Raw genomic sequence first — 17,029 nt, 5'->3', positions numbered from 1 at the left:
TCAATGGGTCCGACGGCAACAAGTTGGGGGCGCGACCGCCAGGGCGCGACCATCAGGGAGTGGCCGGGACCCAGACCTCGCCCTCCAGGACCCGCCCCATCCCCACCCACACCATGTTCATCAGCCGCAGCGTGACCCCCTCCGGCGACTGGTCCGGGTGGCGGCTCATCCAGTCGGTCAGCGAGTCCGCCGCGCCGACCAGCGCATGGGCCACGAAGTCGGCGTCCTCGTCGTCGAGTTGCGAGCCGCCGCCGCTCTCCGTGATGCCCGCCCAGACGAGGCCCGCAACCTCCGCCATGACCGCGCGGCGGGCCTCGGCGACCGTGGCCGCGATGGTCTCGCTGAGCTCGGACGCCTGGCGGTGCAGCACGACCCAGCTGTCGCGGTGCTCGGCGACGAAGGCGAAGAAGGCGGAGAGCCCGGCGTGCAGGCGCAGCTCGGGGGCGGCGCCGCCGGCCTGGGCGGCGCCCTGGAACGCGGCGACCAGGCGGTCCGCCTCGCGCCGGATGCAGGCGAGGAAGAGACCCTCCTTGGAGTCCAGGTAGAGGTAGACCATCGGCTTGGAGATGCCCGCGAGTTCGGCGATCTCGTCGACGGACGCGGCGTGGTAGCCGCGCTTGGCGAAGACCTGCACGGCGACGTCGATGATCTGCTGCTCGCGCTCCTGGCGGGGGACTCGTCGCTTGCGCCGGGGGCGCTCCTGGGAGTTGGTCACCGTCGCATCCTCCCCGAACCCGTTGCCAAGCTCTCCATCCCTCGCTACCTTACCCAATAGTAATCTTACTAAAGAGTAAGGAGATTGCCGTGGCGGACGGCACCGCGGACGGACTGGCCGGCCTCGACTTCGCGAGCGTGACCCCCGAGGAGTTCGCGAAGATCGTGAAGGGCCTGTCCCACAAGGAGATCGGCGAGATCGCACAGGACGGCGCGCTGCGGGCCCGCGTCCTTCAGGAGGTCTTCGGGCGCATGGGGCGGCAGTTCAAGCCGGACGCCGCGGGCTCCCTCAAGGCGCTGATCCGCTGGAAGATCACCGGCTCCGGCGACAACCCGGAGGCCGTCTACGAGACGGAGATCGCGGACGGCACCTGCACGGTCCGCGAGGGCCGCTCGAACGCCGACCCGCGCGTGACCCTCGTCCTCGGCGACGCGGAGTTCCTCAAGCTGGTCTCCGGCAACGCCAACCCCGTCACGATGTTCATGATGCGCAAGCTCAAGGTCGCGGGCGACGTCGCCCTCGCCTCGGGGCTCACGCGCTACTTCGACATCCCGAAGGCGTGAGGGGCCCGCGACCATGGCGTTCTCCCTCGAACTGACCGAGGAACAGCGGGACTTGCGGGACTGGGTGCACGGCTTCGCCAAGGGCGTGGTGCGCCCGGCCGCCGCCGAGTGGGACGAGCGGGAGGAGACTCCGTGGCCCGTCATCCAGGAGGCCGCGAAGATCGGCCTGTACGGCTTCGAGTCGCTGGCCGACCTGTTCGGCGACCCGAGCGGCCTCTCGCTGCAGATCGCGAACGAGGAGCTCTTCTGGGGTGACGCCGGCATCGGCATGGCCCTGTTCGGCACCTCCCTCGCGGTCGCCGGGATCTTCTCGTCCGGCACCCCCGACCAGCTCGCGGAGTGGGTGCCGCAGTGCTTCGGGGACGAGTCGGAGCCGAAGGTCGCGGCCTTCTGCGTATCGGAGCCGCAGGCGGGCTCGGACGTCTCCGCGATGCGCACCACCGCCCGCTACGACGAGGCGAAGGACGAGTGGGTGATCAGCGGGCAGAAGGCGTGGATCACCAACGGCGGGATCGCGAACGTCCATGTGGTCGTCGCCTCCGTGGAGCCCGGGCTCGGGGCGCGCGGGCAGGCCGCCTTCATCGTGCCGCCGGGCACCCCCGGCCTCGAAGGGGCCAAGAAGATACGGAAGTTGGGGCTGCGCGCCTCGCACACGGCTGATGTTTTCCTCGATGACGTACGGGTACCCGGCGCCTGCCTGCTCGGCGGCAAGGAGAAGCTCGACGCCCGCCTCGCCCGGGCCCGCGAGGGCGGCCGGGCCAAGGGACAGGCCGCGATGGCCACGTTCGAGGTGAGCCGCCCCACGGTCGGCGCGCAGGCGCTCGGCATCGCCCGGGCCGCGTACGAGTACGCGCTGGACTACGCCGGGGACCGGGAGGCTTTCGGGCGTCCGATCATCGAGAACCAGTCGATCGCGTTCGCCCTCGCGGACCTGCGCACCGAGATCGAGGCGGTGCGCCTGCTGATCTGGCAGGCCGCCTGGATGGCCCGGAACGACAAGACCTTCGACGCCGGGCAGGGCTCGATGTCGAAGCTCCGCGCCGGTGAACTCGCCGTCACGGCAACGGAGAAGGCCGTGCAGGTGCTCGGCGGCGCGGGGTACAGCCGGGAACACCCCGTCGAGCGCATGTACCGGGACGCGAAGATCTACACGATCTTCGAGGGGACGAGCGAGATCCAGCGCCTGGTGATCGCGCGGGCGATCTCGGGCCGCCAGATCCGCTAGTCCCGCTTCGGGGGACACCGATACGCCCCTGGGAGCCCAACCACACCCACGCCGCTCCCAGGGGCCCCTCTCTGCTGGCAGCCGTTCAAGCAGGTGCTGACCTGCGCCGATGAGGGGAGCATGACGTCTACGCACACTCCTGTACGAGAGTCCGGCGGCGGCACCGGGCTCCTCGGCCTCTCCCCCGGGCGGCCGGACGACCGACGCGCGCGCCGGTGGCCCCGGTTGCGGCCCGCGGTGTGGCTGCTGCCCGCGCTCGTGATCGGCTGCGCCGGGTTCCAGCGGCGGTGGATGTCCGACGACGGGCACATCTACCTCAGGACCGTGCGGCAGATCCTCGCGGGCAACGGGCCCGTCTTCAACGCGGGCGAGCGCGCCGAGTCCTCCACCGGCACGCTGTGGCAGTGGCTGCTCGTGCTCGCGGGGCTGCCCGGCGGCGACCTGGCCGTCATCGCGATGTACGGGGGGCTGCTGTGCACGGTGGCCGGATTCGCGCTCGCCGGGCTCGGCGCGGTGCGCCTGCGCGGAGGGGACCGGGCCCTCGTCCCCGTCGGCGCGCTGGTCCTCCTCGCCCTGCCGCCCGTCTGGGACTTCGCCACCTCCGGCCTGGAGACGGGCCTCGCCACCTGCTGGCTCGCCGCCGCCTGGCTGCTCCTCGTCGCCCGGCCCACCGCCCTGACCACCTCCGTCGTGCTCGGCCTCGGACCGCTCGTACGGCCGGACCTGGCGCTGGTGTCGGTGGTGTTCCTGGGGGCGCAGTGGCTCATGGTGCGGCCCTCGCGGCGGGCGGCGCTCGGCGGGCTCGGGGCGGCGCTCGCGCTTCCGGTCGCGTACGAGGTCTTCCGGCTCGGGTACTACGGGCAGCTGATGCCGCTGCCCGGCGTCACCAAGGAGGCGTCACAGAGCCTGTGGGGGCGCGGGTTCACCTATCTCGGTGACTTCGCCGGGCCCTATCTGCTGTGGCTGCCGCTGCTGTTCGTGGCGGCCGCCGCGCTGCCCGCCGGGCGCGCCCGCACCGAGGCGCCGCCCCTGGTGCCCGCGCTCGCGCCCGTCGTCGCGGGGGCGCTGTGCTGGGTGTACGTCATCAAGGTGGGCGGCGACTTCATGCACGCCCGGATGTTCCTGCCCGGCCTCTTCCTGATGCTGCTGCCCGTGTTCCTGGTGCCCGTCACGCGCGCGTGGGCGATCGCGGCGGTCGGGGTCGGGGTGTGGGCCGTGGGGTGTGCGGGGTGGCTGCGCCTTCCGTACGAGGGGCGGATCGGGCCGCACGGGATCGCGGACGAGCGGGGCGTGTACGTCCAGCAGAACGCGGCCGCCCACCCCGTGCACCACACCTTCGCGGGCAAGCCCGGCAACGCGCACTTCGGGCAGCTGGTGCGCGCGGCGGAACACTCGGGCAAGCCGACGCTGCTGCTCGCCTGGACCCCGACGGCGGCCAACTCCCCTTCTGTGACCGGCATTTACAACACCCTCGGCTACAGCGGCACCGTCATCCCCCTCACCGGCGCCGCCCTCGACCCGATCGGGCTCGCCTACCCCCTGGCCGCCCACTCCGAGCGCCTCGCCCACGGCCGCGTGGGCCACGACAAGCAGCTCCCCAACGAGTGGGTCGTCGCCGACCGGGGCACCGACGCACTGCCGCCCGGCTACGACCGGGCCCGCGTCGACGCCGCCCGCCGGGCCCTGCGCTGCGGCCCCCTCGCCGAGCTGCGGGCGGCGACGCGGGAGCCGATGACGGCGGGGCGGTTCTGGCGCAACCTCAGCGGGGCCTGGGAGCGGACGACGTTCCGCTTCCCCGCCGACCCGGTGCGGGCGGAGCGGGAACTGTGCGGCCCGTCGAACTGAACAACATCCCGGAGCAGATTCCAACGCCCTTGTCCTGCACAGGACTTGTGTGGTGCGTGAATCTGTCTGAGGCTGAGGGTTCTTGTTGCCTTGCGTGGGGAGTCACCGCATGAGCGCACATCGACCGAGCCGCCGTTCGTTCCTCGTCACCGGTACCGCCCTCGTCGGGTGGGCCGCGTTCGCCGCGCAGAAGCAGGCGTTCGCCCGGGATGCACCGGGCGGTGGCGGCACCGAGTGGGACGCGAACCCCCGCGTCTTCCAGGTCGGCAGAGAGCCGGCGAGAACCAGACTCGTCCCGTACGCGAGCACCTCCGCGGCCCTGCGCGGCAGGCTCACCGAGTCCCCCTACCACCGCTCCCTCAACGGCAGTTGGCGCTTCCACTGGTCCAAGAACCCCGACGAGCGCCCGGTCGGCTTCGAGGCGCCGAGCTACGACGTGAGCGGCTGGGGCCGCATCACCGTGCCCTCCAACTGGGAGATCGAGGGCTACCCGGAGCCGATCTACCTCAACATCCGCTACCCGTGGGAGGGTTACGAGAAGCCGGACTTCCCGGACGTCCCGCACGAGTTCAACCCGGTCGGCTCCTACCGGCGCACCTTCACCGTCCCCGACGACTGGGACGGCCGCCGCACCCTCCTCTCCTTCCAGGGCGTGAAGTCCGCGTTCTTCGTGTGGGTCAACGGCAAGAAGGCCGGCTACAGCGAGGACAGCTACACCCCGGCCGAGTTCGACATCACCGCGCACCTGAAGCCCGGCACCAACTCCCTTGCCGTGGAGGTCTACCGCTGGTCCGACGGCAGCTGGCTGGAGGACCAGGACATGATCGACCTGTCCGGGATCTTCCGGGACGTGTACCTGTACGCGATCCCCGCCGTGCATGTGCAGGACCTCTTCGTGCGGACCGACCTGGACGCGGCCTACCGCGACGCGACGCTGTCCGTCACGACCGTCGTACGCAACAGGGGCGGCGGCGATCCGGGGCGGCACCGTGTCGAGGCCATGCTCTACGACGGCACGGGGCGGCCCGTCCTCGGTCAACCCCTGCGCGGGCAGGCCGAGTTCGACAAGGAGCTCGTGCTGGAGGCGGACGTGCGGGCGCCCGCCCTGTGGTCCGCCGAGAGCCCGAACCTCTACACCCTCGTCCTCACGCTCCTCGACCCGAAGGGCCGCAGGACCGACATCCAGCGCGCCCGGGTCGGCTTCCGCAAGGTCGAGTTCGGGCCCGGCAAGTGGACTGTCAACGGCGAACACATCATGTTCCACGGCACCAACCGGCACGAGTCGCACCCCGACTTCGGGCAGGCCGTCCCGGAGTCCGTCATGGAGGACGACGTCCGCCTGATGAAGCGGCACAACATCAACGCGCTGCGCACCTCGCACTACCCGAACCACCCGCGCATGCTCGAACTCTGCGACGAGTACGGCCTGTACGTCATCGACGAGACCAACCTGGAGACCCACGGGGTGCGCGACCGCCTGCCCGGCTCGCTGCCCGACTGGACCGACGCCTGCGTGGACCGCGTCCGCTCCCTCGTGGAGCGGGACAAGAACCACGCGTGCGTGGTCGCCTGGTCGCTCGGCAACGAGGCCGGGCAGGGCGACACCTTCAAGGCCATGGCCGCCTGGGTGCGCGCCCGCGACACCTCGCGGCCCGTGCACTACGAGGGCATGAACTCCGTCGCCGACGTGCACAGCGAGATGTACACCACGCCCGCCGACGTCGAGAAGTACGGGGCGTCCGGGAACACCACCCCCTTCATGCTGTGCGAGTACACGCACGCCATGGGCAACAGCAACGGCAACCTCCCCGAGTACTGGGAGATCTTCGAGAAGTACCCGAACCTGCACGGTGGCTTCGTCTGGGACTGGGTCGACCAGAACATCCGCCGCCCGATCCCCGGCGACAAGAAGCACACCTACCTGTCGTACGGCGGCGACTGGCACCCCGGCTACCCGACCGACGGCAACTTCAGCTGCAACGGCCTGGTGGCGTCGACCCGTTCACCCCACCCCGGCCTGATGGAGATCAAGAAGGTCTACCAGCCGGTGGCGGTCGCGGCGGGCGACCTCGGCGTGGGCGCCGTGACGGTCCGCAACAAGCAGCTGTTCAGCGCCCTGGACGCGTACGAGCTGCGCTGGAACGTGACCCGTGACGGGGAGGCCGTCCAGCACGGTGCGCTGCGCGCCCCCGACGTGGCGCCCGGTGCGACGGGCACCGTCCGGATCCCCTACCGGAAGCCCGCCGCACCCGAGCCCGGCGCCGAGTACTGGCTGAACGTGTCCTTCACCCTGCGCGAGGGGACGCGCTGGGCCGGGGCCGGGCACACCGTCGCCACCGAACAGCTCGCCCTCGACTGGCACACTCCCGCCCCGGCCGACCCCTCCCCCGGCACCCTGCCCCCGCTCGAACTCATGGAGACGGACCGGGAGTTCACGGTGAGCGGGCGCGATGTGGAGGTGGTGCTCTCGAAGGCGGCCGGCACCCTCACCTCGTACAAGGTCAAGGGGCAGGTGCTGCTCGCGGGCGGGCCCGTGCCGAACTTCTGGCGCGGCCCCACGGACAACGACATCGGCCGCAAGTACCAGGAGGAGGCCGCCACATGGAAGGAGGCGGGAGCCAGGGCGAAGGTCGAGGGGACGAAGGCGGCGCAGCCCTCCCCCGGCGAGGTCACCGTCGAGGTGACCGCGACGCTGCCCACCGCGCCCGCGCCGTCGGTGTGGACGACCGTGTTCACGGTGCGCGGCGACGGCGAGCTGCGCGTCCGCCACACCCTGAAGGCGGCGGCCGGTCTGCCCGACATCCCGATGGTGGGCGCCCTGCTGACCGTGCCGGAGGGGTTCGACCGGCTCGACTGGTACGGGCGCGGGCCGCACGAGAACTACCAGGACCGCAAGTCGGCCGCGTTCGTGGGCCGTTACCGCTCGACAGTGGATGAGCAGGTCGCGCCGTACGTCCGCCCCCAGCAGACCGGCAACATGACGGACGTACGGCGGATCGCCCTCACCGACCGCTCGGGCACCGGTCTCGTGGTCACCGCCGACCCCGCCGAAGGCGAGGAGCTCCTGGAGACGAGCGCCCTGCACCACTCCCCGTCCGACCTGGACGGGCCGAAGCACCCGTACGAGGTGAAGCGGCGCAAGGAGACGGTCCTCGGGGTCAACCACCGGCAGATGGGCGTCGGCGGCAACGACTCCTGGGGCGCGCCGCCGCTGGAGAAGTACCTGCTGCACGCGGGCAGGACGTACACGTACGCGTACCGGGTGGGCCCGGCCGGGAGGCTCACCCCTTGAGGCGGTCCGCCTGCTCGATCGCGTCCGCGAGGTGGCGTACGTCTCCGCCGTCGGAGCCGTCCGCCAACTCGCGGGCACGGGACGCCAGTTCACCGAGCGGCAGGCCGCCCGGCAGGCCGCTCCAGCGGGAGTCGCCGGAGCGCAGGGCGTCCGCGAAGTAGGCGGCGGTCGCGGCGACGCGCAGGCCGCGCGGGGTCGAGCCGTCCCACACGCCGTGGCGCACCGCGTCCGCCTCGATCGACCGCGACTCCTCGTGCGGGGCGCGGCTGTCGGGGTCGAGCCAGCGGACGCTCGCCGTCGCGAGACGGCCGCTCGCGCCGGGCCGGAGGCGGACCGCGTACAGCGCCGTCACCGTGTGGCCCGGGCCGACCTCGCCGCCGTCCACGGTGTCGTCGCGGAAGTCGTCGTCGGCGACCTGCCGGTTGTCAAAGCCGATGAGGCGGAAGTTGACGACGGCCTGCGGGTCGAAGGCGACCTGCGCCTTCGCGTCGCGGGCGCGCAGCTCGAGATGGGCGGGGAGCTGCTCGCAGAACACCTTGCGGGCGTCCTCGTCGCTGGAGACATACGCGGTGTGGCCGTCGCCCTTGTCGGCGAGGCGCTCCATCAGGGCGTCGCCGTAGTCGCTGCCGACGCCGACGCCGAAGAGGGTGATGCCGTGGGTGCGGCGGGCGTCGGCGATGCGGTCGAGGATGGCGTCGGCGCGGGTCTCGCCGGTGTTGGCGAGGGCGTCGGAGAGGAGGACGACGCGGTTGGTGGCGCCTTCGCGCAGGCCGCGGGTGGCGGTCCCGTAGCCGGTGGTGACGCCCGCTTCGAGGTTGGTGGAGTCGGTGGGTTCGAGGGTGTCGATGGCCTCGTGGACGCGGGCGCGGTTGCTGTCCTTGGCGTAGGAGCGGTCGGCCGGGGCGCCCTTGAGCCGGTAGCCGTCCTCCGATCCGGCTCCCTCCGCGTGCACGCGCCGTCCGCCGAGCCGGGTCATGGGCAGGACCGTCTCGGCCTCGTCGCTGAAGGTCACGAGGGCCACCGAGTCGTCGGGGCGCAGCTGGTCCGTCATGGTGTCGAGGGAGCGCTTGACGAGGTCGAGGCGGCCGGGCTCGGACATGGAGCCGGAGATGTCGATGACGAAGGTGAGGGCGGCGGGCATACGACCGGGGAGCGACGCGACTTCCTTGGAAGGGCGGTGGCGGGAGACGGGCGGGCGTTGGGCGTCCGAGGTGTCGGGGCTGGTGGCGAGGCCGACGCGGAGGAGGGACCAGTCGCCGCCGTCCTCGCGGGTGTCGGTGCCCGTACCGGCGCGGGCGCCGTCCACCGTCACCGAGAAGCCGTCGCCGTCCGGGCGCGGATAGTCCTGGCGGAAGCTGTTGACGAACTCCTCGGGGCGGACCGTCGCCGGGTCGGGCAGGCGGCCGTCGGCGAGGGTGCGGCGGGCGTAGCCGTACGAGGCGGTGTCGACGTCGAGGGCGAAGGTGGAGAGGTAGTCGGGGGCGGGCGTCACCTCGCGCTTCCCGTCGCCCTGTTGGTCCTCCGGGGTGGCCGCGTCGCCTCCCGTTCCGGTTCCGGCGGAGGGGTGCGCGGGGGCGGGCAGGGGTGCGCCGTCGTGGGCGCCGCCGCTGTGGCCGGTCGCGCTGTCGGCCTTCTCCTTGCCCCCGTTGTCGCCCCCGCTGCACCCGGTGAGCAGCAAGCCGCCCGCCAGGGCGAGCGGGACGAGCCCTCGCCGTATCGCCCCGCCCCGTATCGCCCGGATCCGCATCGCGGCCCCCTCTGGTCGTCGTCGACATTCGTGACTGTGACGCGGGAGGCGGCCCGGACGATCGCTCCGGGGCGTTGCGGAAATGTCTCGATGCGGCCACGGCGTAGAGCCTCCGTGACCGGTAGGAGACGTACCGGAGACCCGGAGATCCCGGGCCGGGAGGGTCAGGACACCACGTCCTTCCTGGCGAACCCCCGGAACGCGAGCGCGAAGAGCACCAGCGCGTACGTGACCGAGACGGCCGCGCCCTGGATCATGCCGCCCCACTCAGGGCGGGGCTGGATCGCGTCGGCCCAGGCGAACTGCCAGTGCGCGGGCAGGAAGTCGCGCCAGTCGCCGAGCGCCGTCACCGCGTCCAGGACGTTGCCCACGATCGTCAGGCCGACCGCGCCGCCGACCGCGCCGAGCGGGGCGTCGGTCTTCGTCGACAGCCAGAACGCGAGGGCGGCGGTGACGAGTTGGGACACGAAGACGTACGCGACGACGATGAGCAGCCGCTGCCCCGCCGTGCCCGCCGAGAGGGTGCCTCCGGTGGGGATCTCCAGCGGCCCCCACCCGTAGGCCACCGTGCCGACCACGAGGGCGACCAGCGGCAGCAGCAGCATCGCGGCGGCGCTGAGGCCGAGCGCGACGGTGAGCTTGGACCACAGGAGGCGGGCCCGTGGCACGGGCGCGGCGAGCAGATAGCGCAGCGACGACCAGCTCGCCTCGGAGGCGACGGTGTCCCCGCAGAACAGGGCGACGGGGATGACGAGGAGGAAGCCGGCGGACACGAACAGGCACACCGCCGCGAAGTTCGCGCCGGACGCGGTGGCCGTGTCCATCAGCGTCACCGCGCCGTTGCGCGCGCCCGGCGAGCCGCCGATGGCGAACGCCGCGACGAGCACGAAGGGCAGCAGCGCGAGGACGCCGAACATCAGCAGCGTGCGGCGCCGCTTCAACTGCCGTACCGCCTCGACCCGCAGCGGCAGGGTCCGTCCCGCCCGGTAGCCGGGCGCGGTGGCGCGAGCCGCCCAGGGCGGGGTCGCCGCGCTCTTCGCCGCACTCATGCGGAGCCTCCGATCAGGGTCAGGAACGCGTCCTCGAGGCGCCGGTGGGGGCCCATGGACGCGACGGGGATGTCCAGGCGTACGAGTTCCGGCAGCAGCTTTGCGGCGCCTGCCGTCCCGCCGGCCCCATCGGTCCCGGTGGCGTCGAGCCGGACCAGGAGCCCGCTCTCCGCGCGCACCGCCGAGGCCACGCCCGGCAGGGCGCCGACCTTCTCCACCAGGGCGTCCGGGACGTCGGCGGCGAGGCCCACCAGGAGCGTGTCCCCGGAGCCGACGATCTCGGCGACCGGGCCCGCCTGGACGAGGCGGCCTCGGTCCATCACCACGAGGTGGGTGCAGGACTGCTCGACCTCGGCCAGGAGGTGGCTGGAGACGATGACGGTGCGGCCGCCGCGCGCGTAGCGGATCATCACCTCGCGCATCTCGCGGATCTGGGGCGGGTCGAGGCCGTTGGTCGGCTCGTCCAGGATCAGCAGGTCCGGCAGGCCCAGCATGGCCTGGGCGATGGCGAGGCGCTGGCGCATGCCCTGCGAGTACGTCCGCACCGCGCGGGCCAGGGCGTCGCCGAGACCGGCGATCTCCAGGGCCTCGTCCAGGTGGGCGTCCTCGGCGGGCCGTCCGGTGGCCTTCCAGTACAGCGACAGGTTCTCCCGGCCGGACAGGTGGGGCAGGAAGCCCGCTCCTTCGACGAACGCGCCGACGCGGGAGAGCACCGGGGCGCCCGGCCTGATGGCGTGCCCGAAGACGCGGATCTCGCCCTCGTCCGGGCGGATCAGGCCCATGAGCATGCGCAGCGTCGTCGTCTTGCCCGCGCCGTTCGGCCCGAGCAGGCCGAGGACCTGGCCCTTCTCGACGCGGAAGGAGACGCCCTTGACCGCGTACCGGTCCGTCGACTTCGCGTACCTCTTGGTCAGGTCCGTGATCTGGAGCGGGACGTCGGCGAGGTCCGGGTCGGGGGCGGGGGCCGTGGTGCGGCGGCGCGCGGTGACCAGGAGGGCCAGGGCGAGGACGGCTCCGGTGATGGGCAGCCACCACACCCAGGAGGGCAGCGGGGCGGCGGCGGTCTTCACGCCGGGTGCCGTCGGCACCGTCAAGTCGCCCTTCAGGGAGACCTGGTAGGTGGCGGGCTCGGCCGGGGAGGCGTAGCCGAGGTCGGTGGAGGAGAGGGCGAGGCGCAGGCGGTGGCCCTTCTGCACCTCGTGGTCGATGGCGGGGAGGGTCAGCTCGACGTCCTTGCCGCCCTTCGCGTCCGGCACCCGCACGGGGGCGACGAGCTGGGCGGGCAGGACCTGCTGGCGGCCGTCCGGGCCGACGTCGTAGACCTTCCCGAAGAGCACCGCGTCATCGGTGGACGACTTCACATGGACCTTGACGGTCGGGGTGCCGGTGACGCGGAGGTTCGCGCCGAGCGGGCGTGAGTCGAACCGGGCGTACTGGCCGGGGAAGTCGAGGGAGACGCCGATGCCGAGGGCGGACAGCTGGGAGAGACCGCCCCCGGCGCCGCCACCGCCGCCACCGCCACCGGCGGCGCCCGAGTCGTCGTCCTCGCCACCACCGCCACCGCCCCCGCCGCCGAGGCCGGGCACGCCGGAGATCGCGGGCGGGGAGCCGCCCGCCGGATTGGTGACGCTCTGCTCGCGCCCGCTCAGCTCCACGGACCGCCGCCCGCTCTCCAGGCCGGGGTAGCTGTCCCCGCTCGCGCCCCTCAACTGGGCGGCGCCATCGGTGGAGTCGATGCCTCCGGTGCGGGTGACCCGGAACGCGGGGCCGGTGTCGGCGCCCTTGTCGTCCTTCAGATAGCGGTCGAACCAGGAGGTCACCCGGGAGTCGAGCCGGCCCGTCTCGGGGTCGCCGCCGTCATGGCCGCCCGCGAGCCAGTCGACCTTCACGGGCGCGTGGTTGGCGCGGATCGCCTTCTCCATCGCGTCGGCCTGGCCGAGCGGGAAGAGCGAGTCCGACTGGCCCTGCATGATCAGCGCGGGGACCTTGATGCGGTCGGCGACGGCGGCGGGGCTGCGCTCGGCGAGCAGCTCGCGCGCCTGCGCGTCCGGCTTCCCGGCGGCCGCCACCCGGTCGTACATGGCGCACAGGCCGGCCTCGAACTTGTCGCAGCCGCCCCCGGAGTTGATGAAGATCCCGGCCCACAGCTTCTTGAAGACGCCGTTCGGCAGCAGCGCGTCCGCCAGGTTCCAGTACGTGATCTTCGGGGCGATGGCGTCGACCCGCTGGTCGTACCCGGCGGCGAGCAGGGAGATCGCCCCACCGTACGAAGCGCCGGTGACGCCCACGCGCGGGTCGCCCGCCTTGTCGAGGCGGACCTCGGGGCGCTTCGCCAGCCAGTCGATGAGCCGGGAGACGTCGGCCACCTCGGCCTTGGGGTCGTTCAGCCCGATCTTTCCGGTGGACTTGCCGAAGCCGCGCGCGGACCAGGTCAGGACCGCGTACCCGTCGCGGGCGAGCTGCTCGGCCTGGGCGCGGGTCTCTGCCTTGCTGCCGCCGAAGCCGTGGCCGACGAGGACGGCGGGGCGCTTGGCGGCGGGGTCGCCCGCGGTGAAGTACGACGTGTCGATCCGCGCGCCGTCCGTCGTCATCATCCGGTCGGCGCGGTGCACGGCGGGCTCGTCGTCGGACGCGACCGCCGTCCAGGTGCCCGCGCCCGCGAGCACCGCCACGGCGGCCGCGGCGGCGATCCAGCGGCGAGGGCCGCGCAGCGCGGACAGCCTGGGCCTGGGCAATCGGAGATCCATGCGTCAACGGTACGGTCGCCCACCGACAACCGCGGCAGCCGACGGTCGGAACCCGCGTACCTCCCGGGGAAGTAGACTCCGGCCCCCGCATACCACCAACGTGGTACGCATGCGCATCTCACCCGCGACCACACCCGCCCAACTCCTCGCCGCCGGGCCCCTCTTCGACGGCCCCACCCGCCCCGAGTGGGCGGAGCGGTTCCTGGCCGCCCCGGGGCACCACCTTTTCCTTGCATACAGGGAGGAGTCAGACATTCCCGTCGGCTTCGTCAGCGGCGTCGAGACGATCCACCCCGACAAGGGCACGGAGATGTTCCTGTACGAGCTCGGGGTCGCCGAGACGCACCGGCGCCATGGCGTGGGCCGCGCCCTCGTCGAGGCCCTGGCGGCGCTGGCACGGGAGTTGGGGTGCTACGGGATGTGGGTGGGCGTCGACACCGGCAACGAGGCGGCCCTCGCCACGTACCGGAGTGCGGGGGCCAAGGACGAGGGCCGCTTCGCGATGCTGAACTGGGACCTGCGGTAGAGCCCCCGTCGGATGAGGCGCTAGCCGATCCGCTCGTCCTCCGGCAGGGTCACCAGCCACCGCGTGTCCGCGCGCGGGCGCAGGTACCCCGCCCAGTACACCGTCGCCACCGCCACGATCCCGCCCGTCCACGCCAGGTACGACAGCTCCTGCCGGCTGAGGATGTAGCCGAGCACCGCGATGAGCAGCACCGGGAGCGCGGGCCACAGCGGCATCCGCCAGGCGGGCACGTCGCGGTGGCCGCCCCGGCGGGCGAGCAGCGCGGCGACCGCGACCAGCAGGTACATGCCGGTGACGGAGACGCCCGTCACGCCGTACAGGGTGTCGAGGCTGACGAAGCAGAGGGCCGCGCCCGGCACGCCCACCACGAGGGTGGCGACCCAGGGGGAGCCGAACCGGCCGAGCCTGCTGAGGGCGTGGTTGACCGGCTCGGGCCACGCCTTGTCGCGGGCCGAGGCGAACAGGACGCGGGAGTTCTGGATCACCATGACGATGCCCGCGTTGATGATCGCGAGGGCGACGCAGAGGCTGACGAAGGTGCCGACCGCCGAGCTGCTCCACGCCTCGACCATGCCGCTGATGTCGCCCGAGGTGAGCGCCGTGAGGTCCCGGGCGCCGAGGGTGATCGCGACGACCGGGACCAGGATGATCACGGAGGAGATGGCGAGGGTGGCGAGGACCGTGCGGGCCACGGACTTCCGCGGGTTCTCCAGCTCCTCGGAGAGGTAGACGGCGGTGGAGAAGCCCTGGGTCACGAACAGCGCGATGGCGAGGCCCGAGACGATCAGCATGGCGGTCACGGTGTCGGTGTGCCCGTGCGCGCCCGCGACCTCCATCGACACGAGCGAGCCCGCGCCGCGCTCGGTGTGCGTGAAGCCGAGGACGGCCACGACGGCCGCGGCGATCACTTCGAGGACCAGGAAGACGCCGGTGATCCACGCGTTGGCCCGCAGGTCGAGCAGGCCCGCGAGGGTGGCGAGGAGCATCACGCCCGCGCCCGCCACCGAGGGGTCGAGGTGGACGAGGGGCGCCAGGTAGTCCGCCGTGCCCATGGCGATCACCGGCGGGACGATCATCACGACCAGGAGCGAGAGCACGAAGACCAGCCAGCCCGCGAGGCGGCCCGCCATCGTGGAGACCATCGCGTACTCGCCGCCCGCGCTGGGGATGAGGGTGCCCAGCTCCGCGTAACAGAAGGCGACGGCTATGCACAGGAGCGAGCCGATCGCGATGGTGAGGGCGGTGGCGGTGCCGAGCGAGGAGAAGAGGTCGGGGACGACCACGAAGAGCGTGGAGGCGGGCGTCACGCAGGACAGCGTGAGCAGGGTGCCGCCGACGACGCCGATGGAGCGCTTCAGCTGCTGGGGGCGGCCGGGCGCTGCGGGGGCCTCAGCGGGAGCCTCGGCGGGGGACTGGAGCGGGCGGAGCGTGTCGGTCATGGAGCGGTATCCGATCGACTCGTGCGGCAGAAGGTGCGCGTCGGGGCGCCCGGCGCGTTATGGAACCCCGCCACAACCGGAACGTCAACGGCCGTTTCCCTACGGATTTCGCAGGGTCCACCACGGGCTCACCGACCCCAACTGGCCATACTTTCCCAGGGCTTTACATCCATAGGTGGCGATGACCAAGCGGTGCCATCTGTTGACCTTGATAACGAAGGCACTTCGCCGACTACACCTACGTCGCCCGATTTGCCCTCTCCGCCCGGGGAGCGCACGGGAACCGCAGCCACTCCCCCAAAAAAGAAGCGGGGCCGTCCGGAATCCGGACGGCCCCGTCGCGCCGGGCGGCTGCCCGTGCGACCTCGCTCAGTGGTTGCGCGGGAACCCGAGGTCCACGCCCGCCGGGGCGTCGGAGGGGTCGGGCCAGCGCGTGGTGACGACCTTGCCGCGGGTGTAGAAGTGCGTGCCGTCGTTGCCGTAGATGTGGTGGTCCCCGAAGAGGGAGTCCTTCCAGCCGCCGAAGGAGTGGTAGCCCACGGGCACCGGGATCGGCACGTTCACGCCGACCATGCCCGCCTCGACCTCCAGCTGGAAGCGGCGGGCGGCGCCGCCGTCACGGGTGAAGATCGCGGTGCCGTTGCCGAACGGCGAGGCGTTCATGAGGGCCACGCCCTCCTCGTACGTGTCGACGCGCAGCACGCACAGGACCGGGCCGAAGATCTCGTCCTTGTACGCCTGGGCCGTGACCGGCACCCGGTCGAGCAGCGAGAGGCCGATCCAGTGGCCGTCCTCGAAGCCCGCCACGGTGTAGCCGGTGCCGTCGAGGACGACCTCGCAGCCCTCGGCAGCGGCGCCCGTCACGTACGAGGCGACCTTGTCGCGGTGGGCGGCGGTGATCAGCGGGCCCATCTCGGAGGACGGGTCGTTGCCGGGACCGATCTTGATCTTCTCGGCGCGCTCCTTGATCTTCGCGACCAGTTCGTCACCGACCGAACCGACCGCGACCACGGCCGAGATGGCCATGCAGCGCTCGCCCGCCGAGCCGTACGCGGCCGAGACCGCGGCATCCGCGGCGGCGTCCAGGTCGGCGTCCGGGAGGACCAGCATGTGGTTCTTGGCACCGCCAAGTGCCTGCACCCGCTTGCCGTTTGCCGAGGCGGTGGTGTGGATGTAGCGGGCGATCGGCGTCGAGCCCACGAAGGAGACCGCCGCCACGTCCGGGTGCTCCAACAGCCGGTCCACGGCCACCTTGTCGCCGTGCACGACGTTGAAGACACCGTCGGGCAGTCCGGCCTCGGCGAGCAGCTCGGCGATCTTCATCGACGCCGACGGGTCCTTCTCGCTCGGCTTCAGCACGAAGGTGTTGCCGCACGCGATGGCCAGCGGGAACATCCACATCGGCACCATGGCCGGGAAGTTGAAGGGCGTGATGCCCGCGACGACGCCCAGCGGCTGGCGGATCGACGACACGTCCACCCGCGAGGCGACCTCGGTCGACAGCTCGCCCTTCAGCTGCACCGTGATGCCGCAGGCCAGGTCGACGATCTCCAGGCCGCGCGCGACCTCGCCGAGCGCGTCCGAGTGCACCTTGCCGTGCTCGGCGGTGATCAGCTCGGCGACCGCGTCGCGGTTGGCGTCGAGCAGGGCACGGAACTTGAAGAGGACCGCGGTGCGCTTGGCGAGCGAGGAGGTGCCCCACGTCGCGAAAGCCTCACGGGCGGAGGCGACGGCGGCGTCCACCTCGTCCACGTTCGCGAAGGCGACCTGCGTCGTGACGGCGCCGGTCGCCGGGTCGGTGACCGGACCGAACGTGCCCGAAGCGCTCTCGACAGCCTTCCCGCCGATCCAGTGCTGGACGGTCTTCGTCATGACAAGCAT

The 17,029-nt window shown here is 72.2% G+C and carries 11 protein-coding genes; 5 read left to right on the top strand and 6 right to left on the bottom strand.

What is annotated here, in order from left to right; all coding sequences use genetic code 11:
- Positions 1-52 precede the first annotated feature (52 nt).
- Positions 53-715: a TetR/AcrR family transcriptional regulator gene (locus ACFWYM_RS08245; protein ID WP_384831838.1), complete on the bottom strand. Its 663-nt coding sequence runs from the start codon at positions 713-715 to the stop codon at positions 53-55.
- A gap of 89 nt (positions 716-804) precedes the next feature.
- Here ACFWYM_RS08245 and ACFWYM_RS08240 point away from each other — a divergent pair, with 89 nt between their 5' ends.
- The 4 genes from ACFWYM_RS08240 to ACFWYM_RS08225 all read left to right on the top strand — a co-directional run bounded on the left by ACFWYM_RS08240 (position 805) and on the right by ACFWYM_RS08225 (position 7,640).
- Positions 805-1,278 carry an SCP2 sterol-binding domain-containing protein gene (locus ACFWYM_RS08240; protein WP_384831835.1) on the top strand — a complete coding sequence of 158 codons (474 nt, stop codon included), beginning with the start codon at positions 805-807 and terminating at the stop codon, positions 1,276-1,278.
- Between the two features lie 13 nt (positions 1,279-1,291).
- Entirely contained in the window at positions 1,292-2,503 is a 1,212-nt protein-coding gene (locus tag ACFWYM_RS08235; RefSeq protein WP_384831832.1) for an acyl-CoA dehydrogenase family protein, read from the top strand.
- 120 nt (positions 2,504-2,623) lie between these two features.
- On the top strand, positions 2,624-4,348 hold the full coding sequence (locus ACFWYM_RS08230) for a hypothetical protein (RefSeq protein WP_384831829.1): 1,725 nt from the start codon (positions 2,624-2,626) through the stop codon (positions 4,346-4,348).
- A gap of 109 nt (positions 4,349-4,457) precedes the next feature.
- Positions 4,458-7,640: a glycoside hydrolase family 2 TIM barrel-domain containing protein gene (locus ACFWYM_RS08225; RefSeq protein ID WP_384831826.1), complete on the top strand. Its 3,183-nt coding sequence runs from the start codon at positions 4,458-4,460 to the stop codon at positions 7,638-7,640.
- Here the strand turns inward: ACFWYM_RS08225 and ACFWYM_RS08220 are convergent.
- The 3 genes from ACFWYM_RS08220 to ACFWYM_RS08210 all read right to left on the bottom strand — a co-directional run bounded on the left by ACFWYM_RS08220 (position 7,630) and on the right by ACFWYM_RS08210 (position 13,183).
- A complete protein-coding gene (locus tag ACFWYM_RS08220; protein WP_384831823.1) occupies positions 7,630-9,387 on the bottom strand; it encodes a von Willebrand factor type A domain-containing protein in 1,758 nt (585 codons plus the stop codon). The two genes, ACFWYM_RS08225 and ACFWYM_RS08220, sit on opposite strands and share 11 nt — an antisense overlap.
- Before the next feature lie 164 nt (positions 9,388-9,551).
- A complete protein-coding gene (locus ACFWYM_RS08215; protein ID WP_384831820.1) occupies positions 9,552-10,436 on the bottom strand; it encodes an ABC transporter permease in 885 nt (294 codons plus the stop codon).
- Positions 10,433-13,183: an alpha/beta fold hydrolase gene (locus tag ACFWYM_RS08210; protein WP_384831817.1), complete on the bottom strand. Its 2,751-nt coding sequence runs from the start codon at positions 13,181-13,183 to the stop codon at positions 10,433-10,435. The genes ACFWYM_RS08215 and ACFWYM_RS08210 overlap by 4 nt, the downstream gene beginning before the upstream one ends.
- Positions 13,184-13,292: 109 nt before the next feature.
- Here ACFWYM_RS08210 and ACFWYM_RS08205 point away from each other — a divergent pair, with 109 nt between their 5' ends.
- Positions 13,293-13,709 (top strand): GNAT family N-acetyltransferase, encoded by a 417-nt coding sequence (locus tag ACFWYM_RS08205; RefSeq protein ID WP_384831815.1) that lies wholly within the window; start codon positions 13,293-13,295, stop codon positions 13,707-13,709.
- A gap of 20 nt (positions 13,710-13,729) precedes the next feature.
- Here ACFWYM_RS08205 and ACFWYM_RS08200 read toward each other — a convergent pair whose 3' ends face one another.
- A complete protein-coding gene (locus ACFWYM_RS08200) occupies positions 13,730-15,148 on the bottom strand; it encodes an APC family permease (RefSeq protein ID WP_384831813.1) in 1,419 nt (472 codons plus the stop codon).
- 369 nt (positions 15,149-15,517) lie between these two features.
- Positions 15,518-17,020, bottom strand: coding sequence for a CoA-acylating methylmalonate-semialdehyde dehydrogenase (mmsA, locus tag ACFWYM_RS08195; RefSeq protein ID WP_384831810.1), 1,503 nt, complete (start codon positions 17,018-17,020; stop codon positions 15,518-15,520).
- Positions 17,021-17,029: the final 9 nt, after the last annotated feature.

The sequence above is a fragment of the Streptomyces sp. NPDC059009 genome, from assembly GCF_042740175.1.
In the GTDB taxonomy this organism is placed as follows: Bacteria; Actinomycetota; Actinomycetes; order Streptomycetales; family Streptomycetaceae; genus Streptomyces.
This window is presented reverse-complemented; position numbering and strand designations above follow the sequence as displayed.

What these genes read in the sequence shown, in the direction of transcription:
- ACFWYM_RS08235 (WP_384831832.1), top strand. Translation starts at nt 1,292, where the DNA reads ATGGCGTTCTCCCTCGAACTGACCGAGGAACAGCGGGACTTGCGGGAC.
- ACFWYM_RS08230 (WP_384831829.1), top strand. Translation starts at nt 2,624, where the DNA reads ATGACGTCTACGCACACTCCTGTACGAGAGTCCGGCGGCGGCACCGGG.
- ACFWYM_RS08225 (WP_384831826.1), top strand. Translation starts at nt 4,458, where the DNA reads ATGAGCGCACATCGACCGAGCCGCCGTTCGTTCCTCGTCACCGGTACC.
- ACFWYM_RS08220 (WP_384831823.1), bottom strand. Translation starts at nt 9,387, where the DNA reads ATGCGGATCCGGGCGATACGGGGCGGGGCGATACGGCGAGGGCTCGTC.
- ACFWYM_RS08215 (WP_384831820.1), bottom strand. Translation starts at nt 10,436, where the DNA reads ATGAGTGCGGCGAAGAGCGCGGCGACCCCGCCCTGGGCGGCTCGCGCC.
- ACFWYM_RS08210 (WP_384831817.1), bottom strand. Translation starts at nt 13,183, where the DNA reads ATGGATCTCCGATTGCCCAGGCCCAGGCTGTCCGCGCTGCGCGGCCCT.
- ACFWYM_RS08205 (WP_384831815.1), top strand. Translation starts at nt 13,293, where the DNA reads ATGCGCATCTCACCCGCGACCACACCCGCCCAACTCCTCGCCGCCGGG.
- ACFWYM_RS08200 (WP_384831813.1), bottom strand. Translation starts at nt 15,148, where the DNA reads ATGACCGACACGCTCCGCCCGCTCCAGTCCCCCGCCGAGGCTCCCGCT.
- mmsA (WP_384831810.1), bottom strand. Translation starts at nt 17,020, where the DNA reads ATGACGAAGACCGTCCAGCACTGGATCGGCGGGAAGGCTGTCGAGAGC.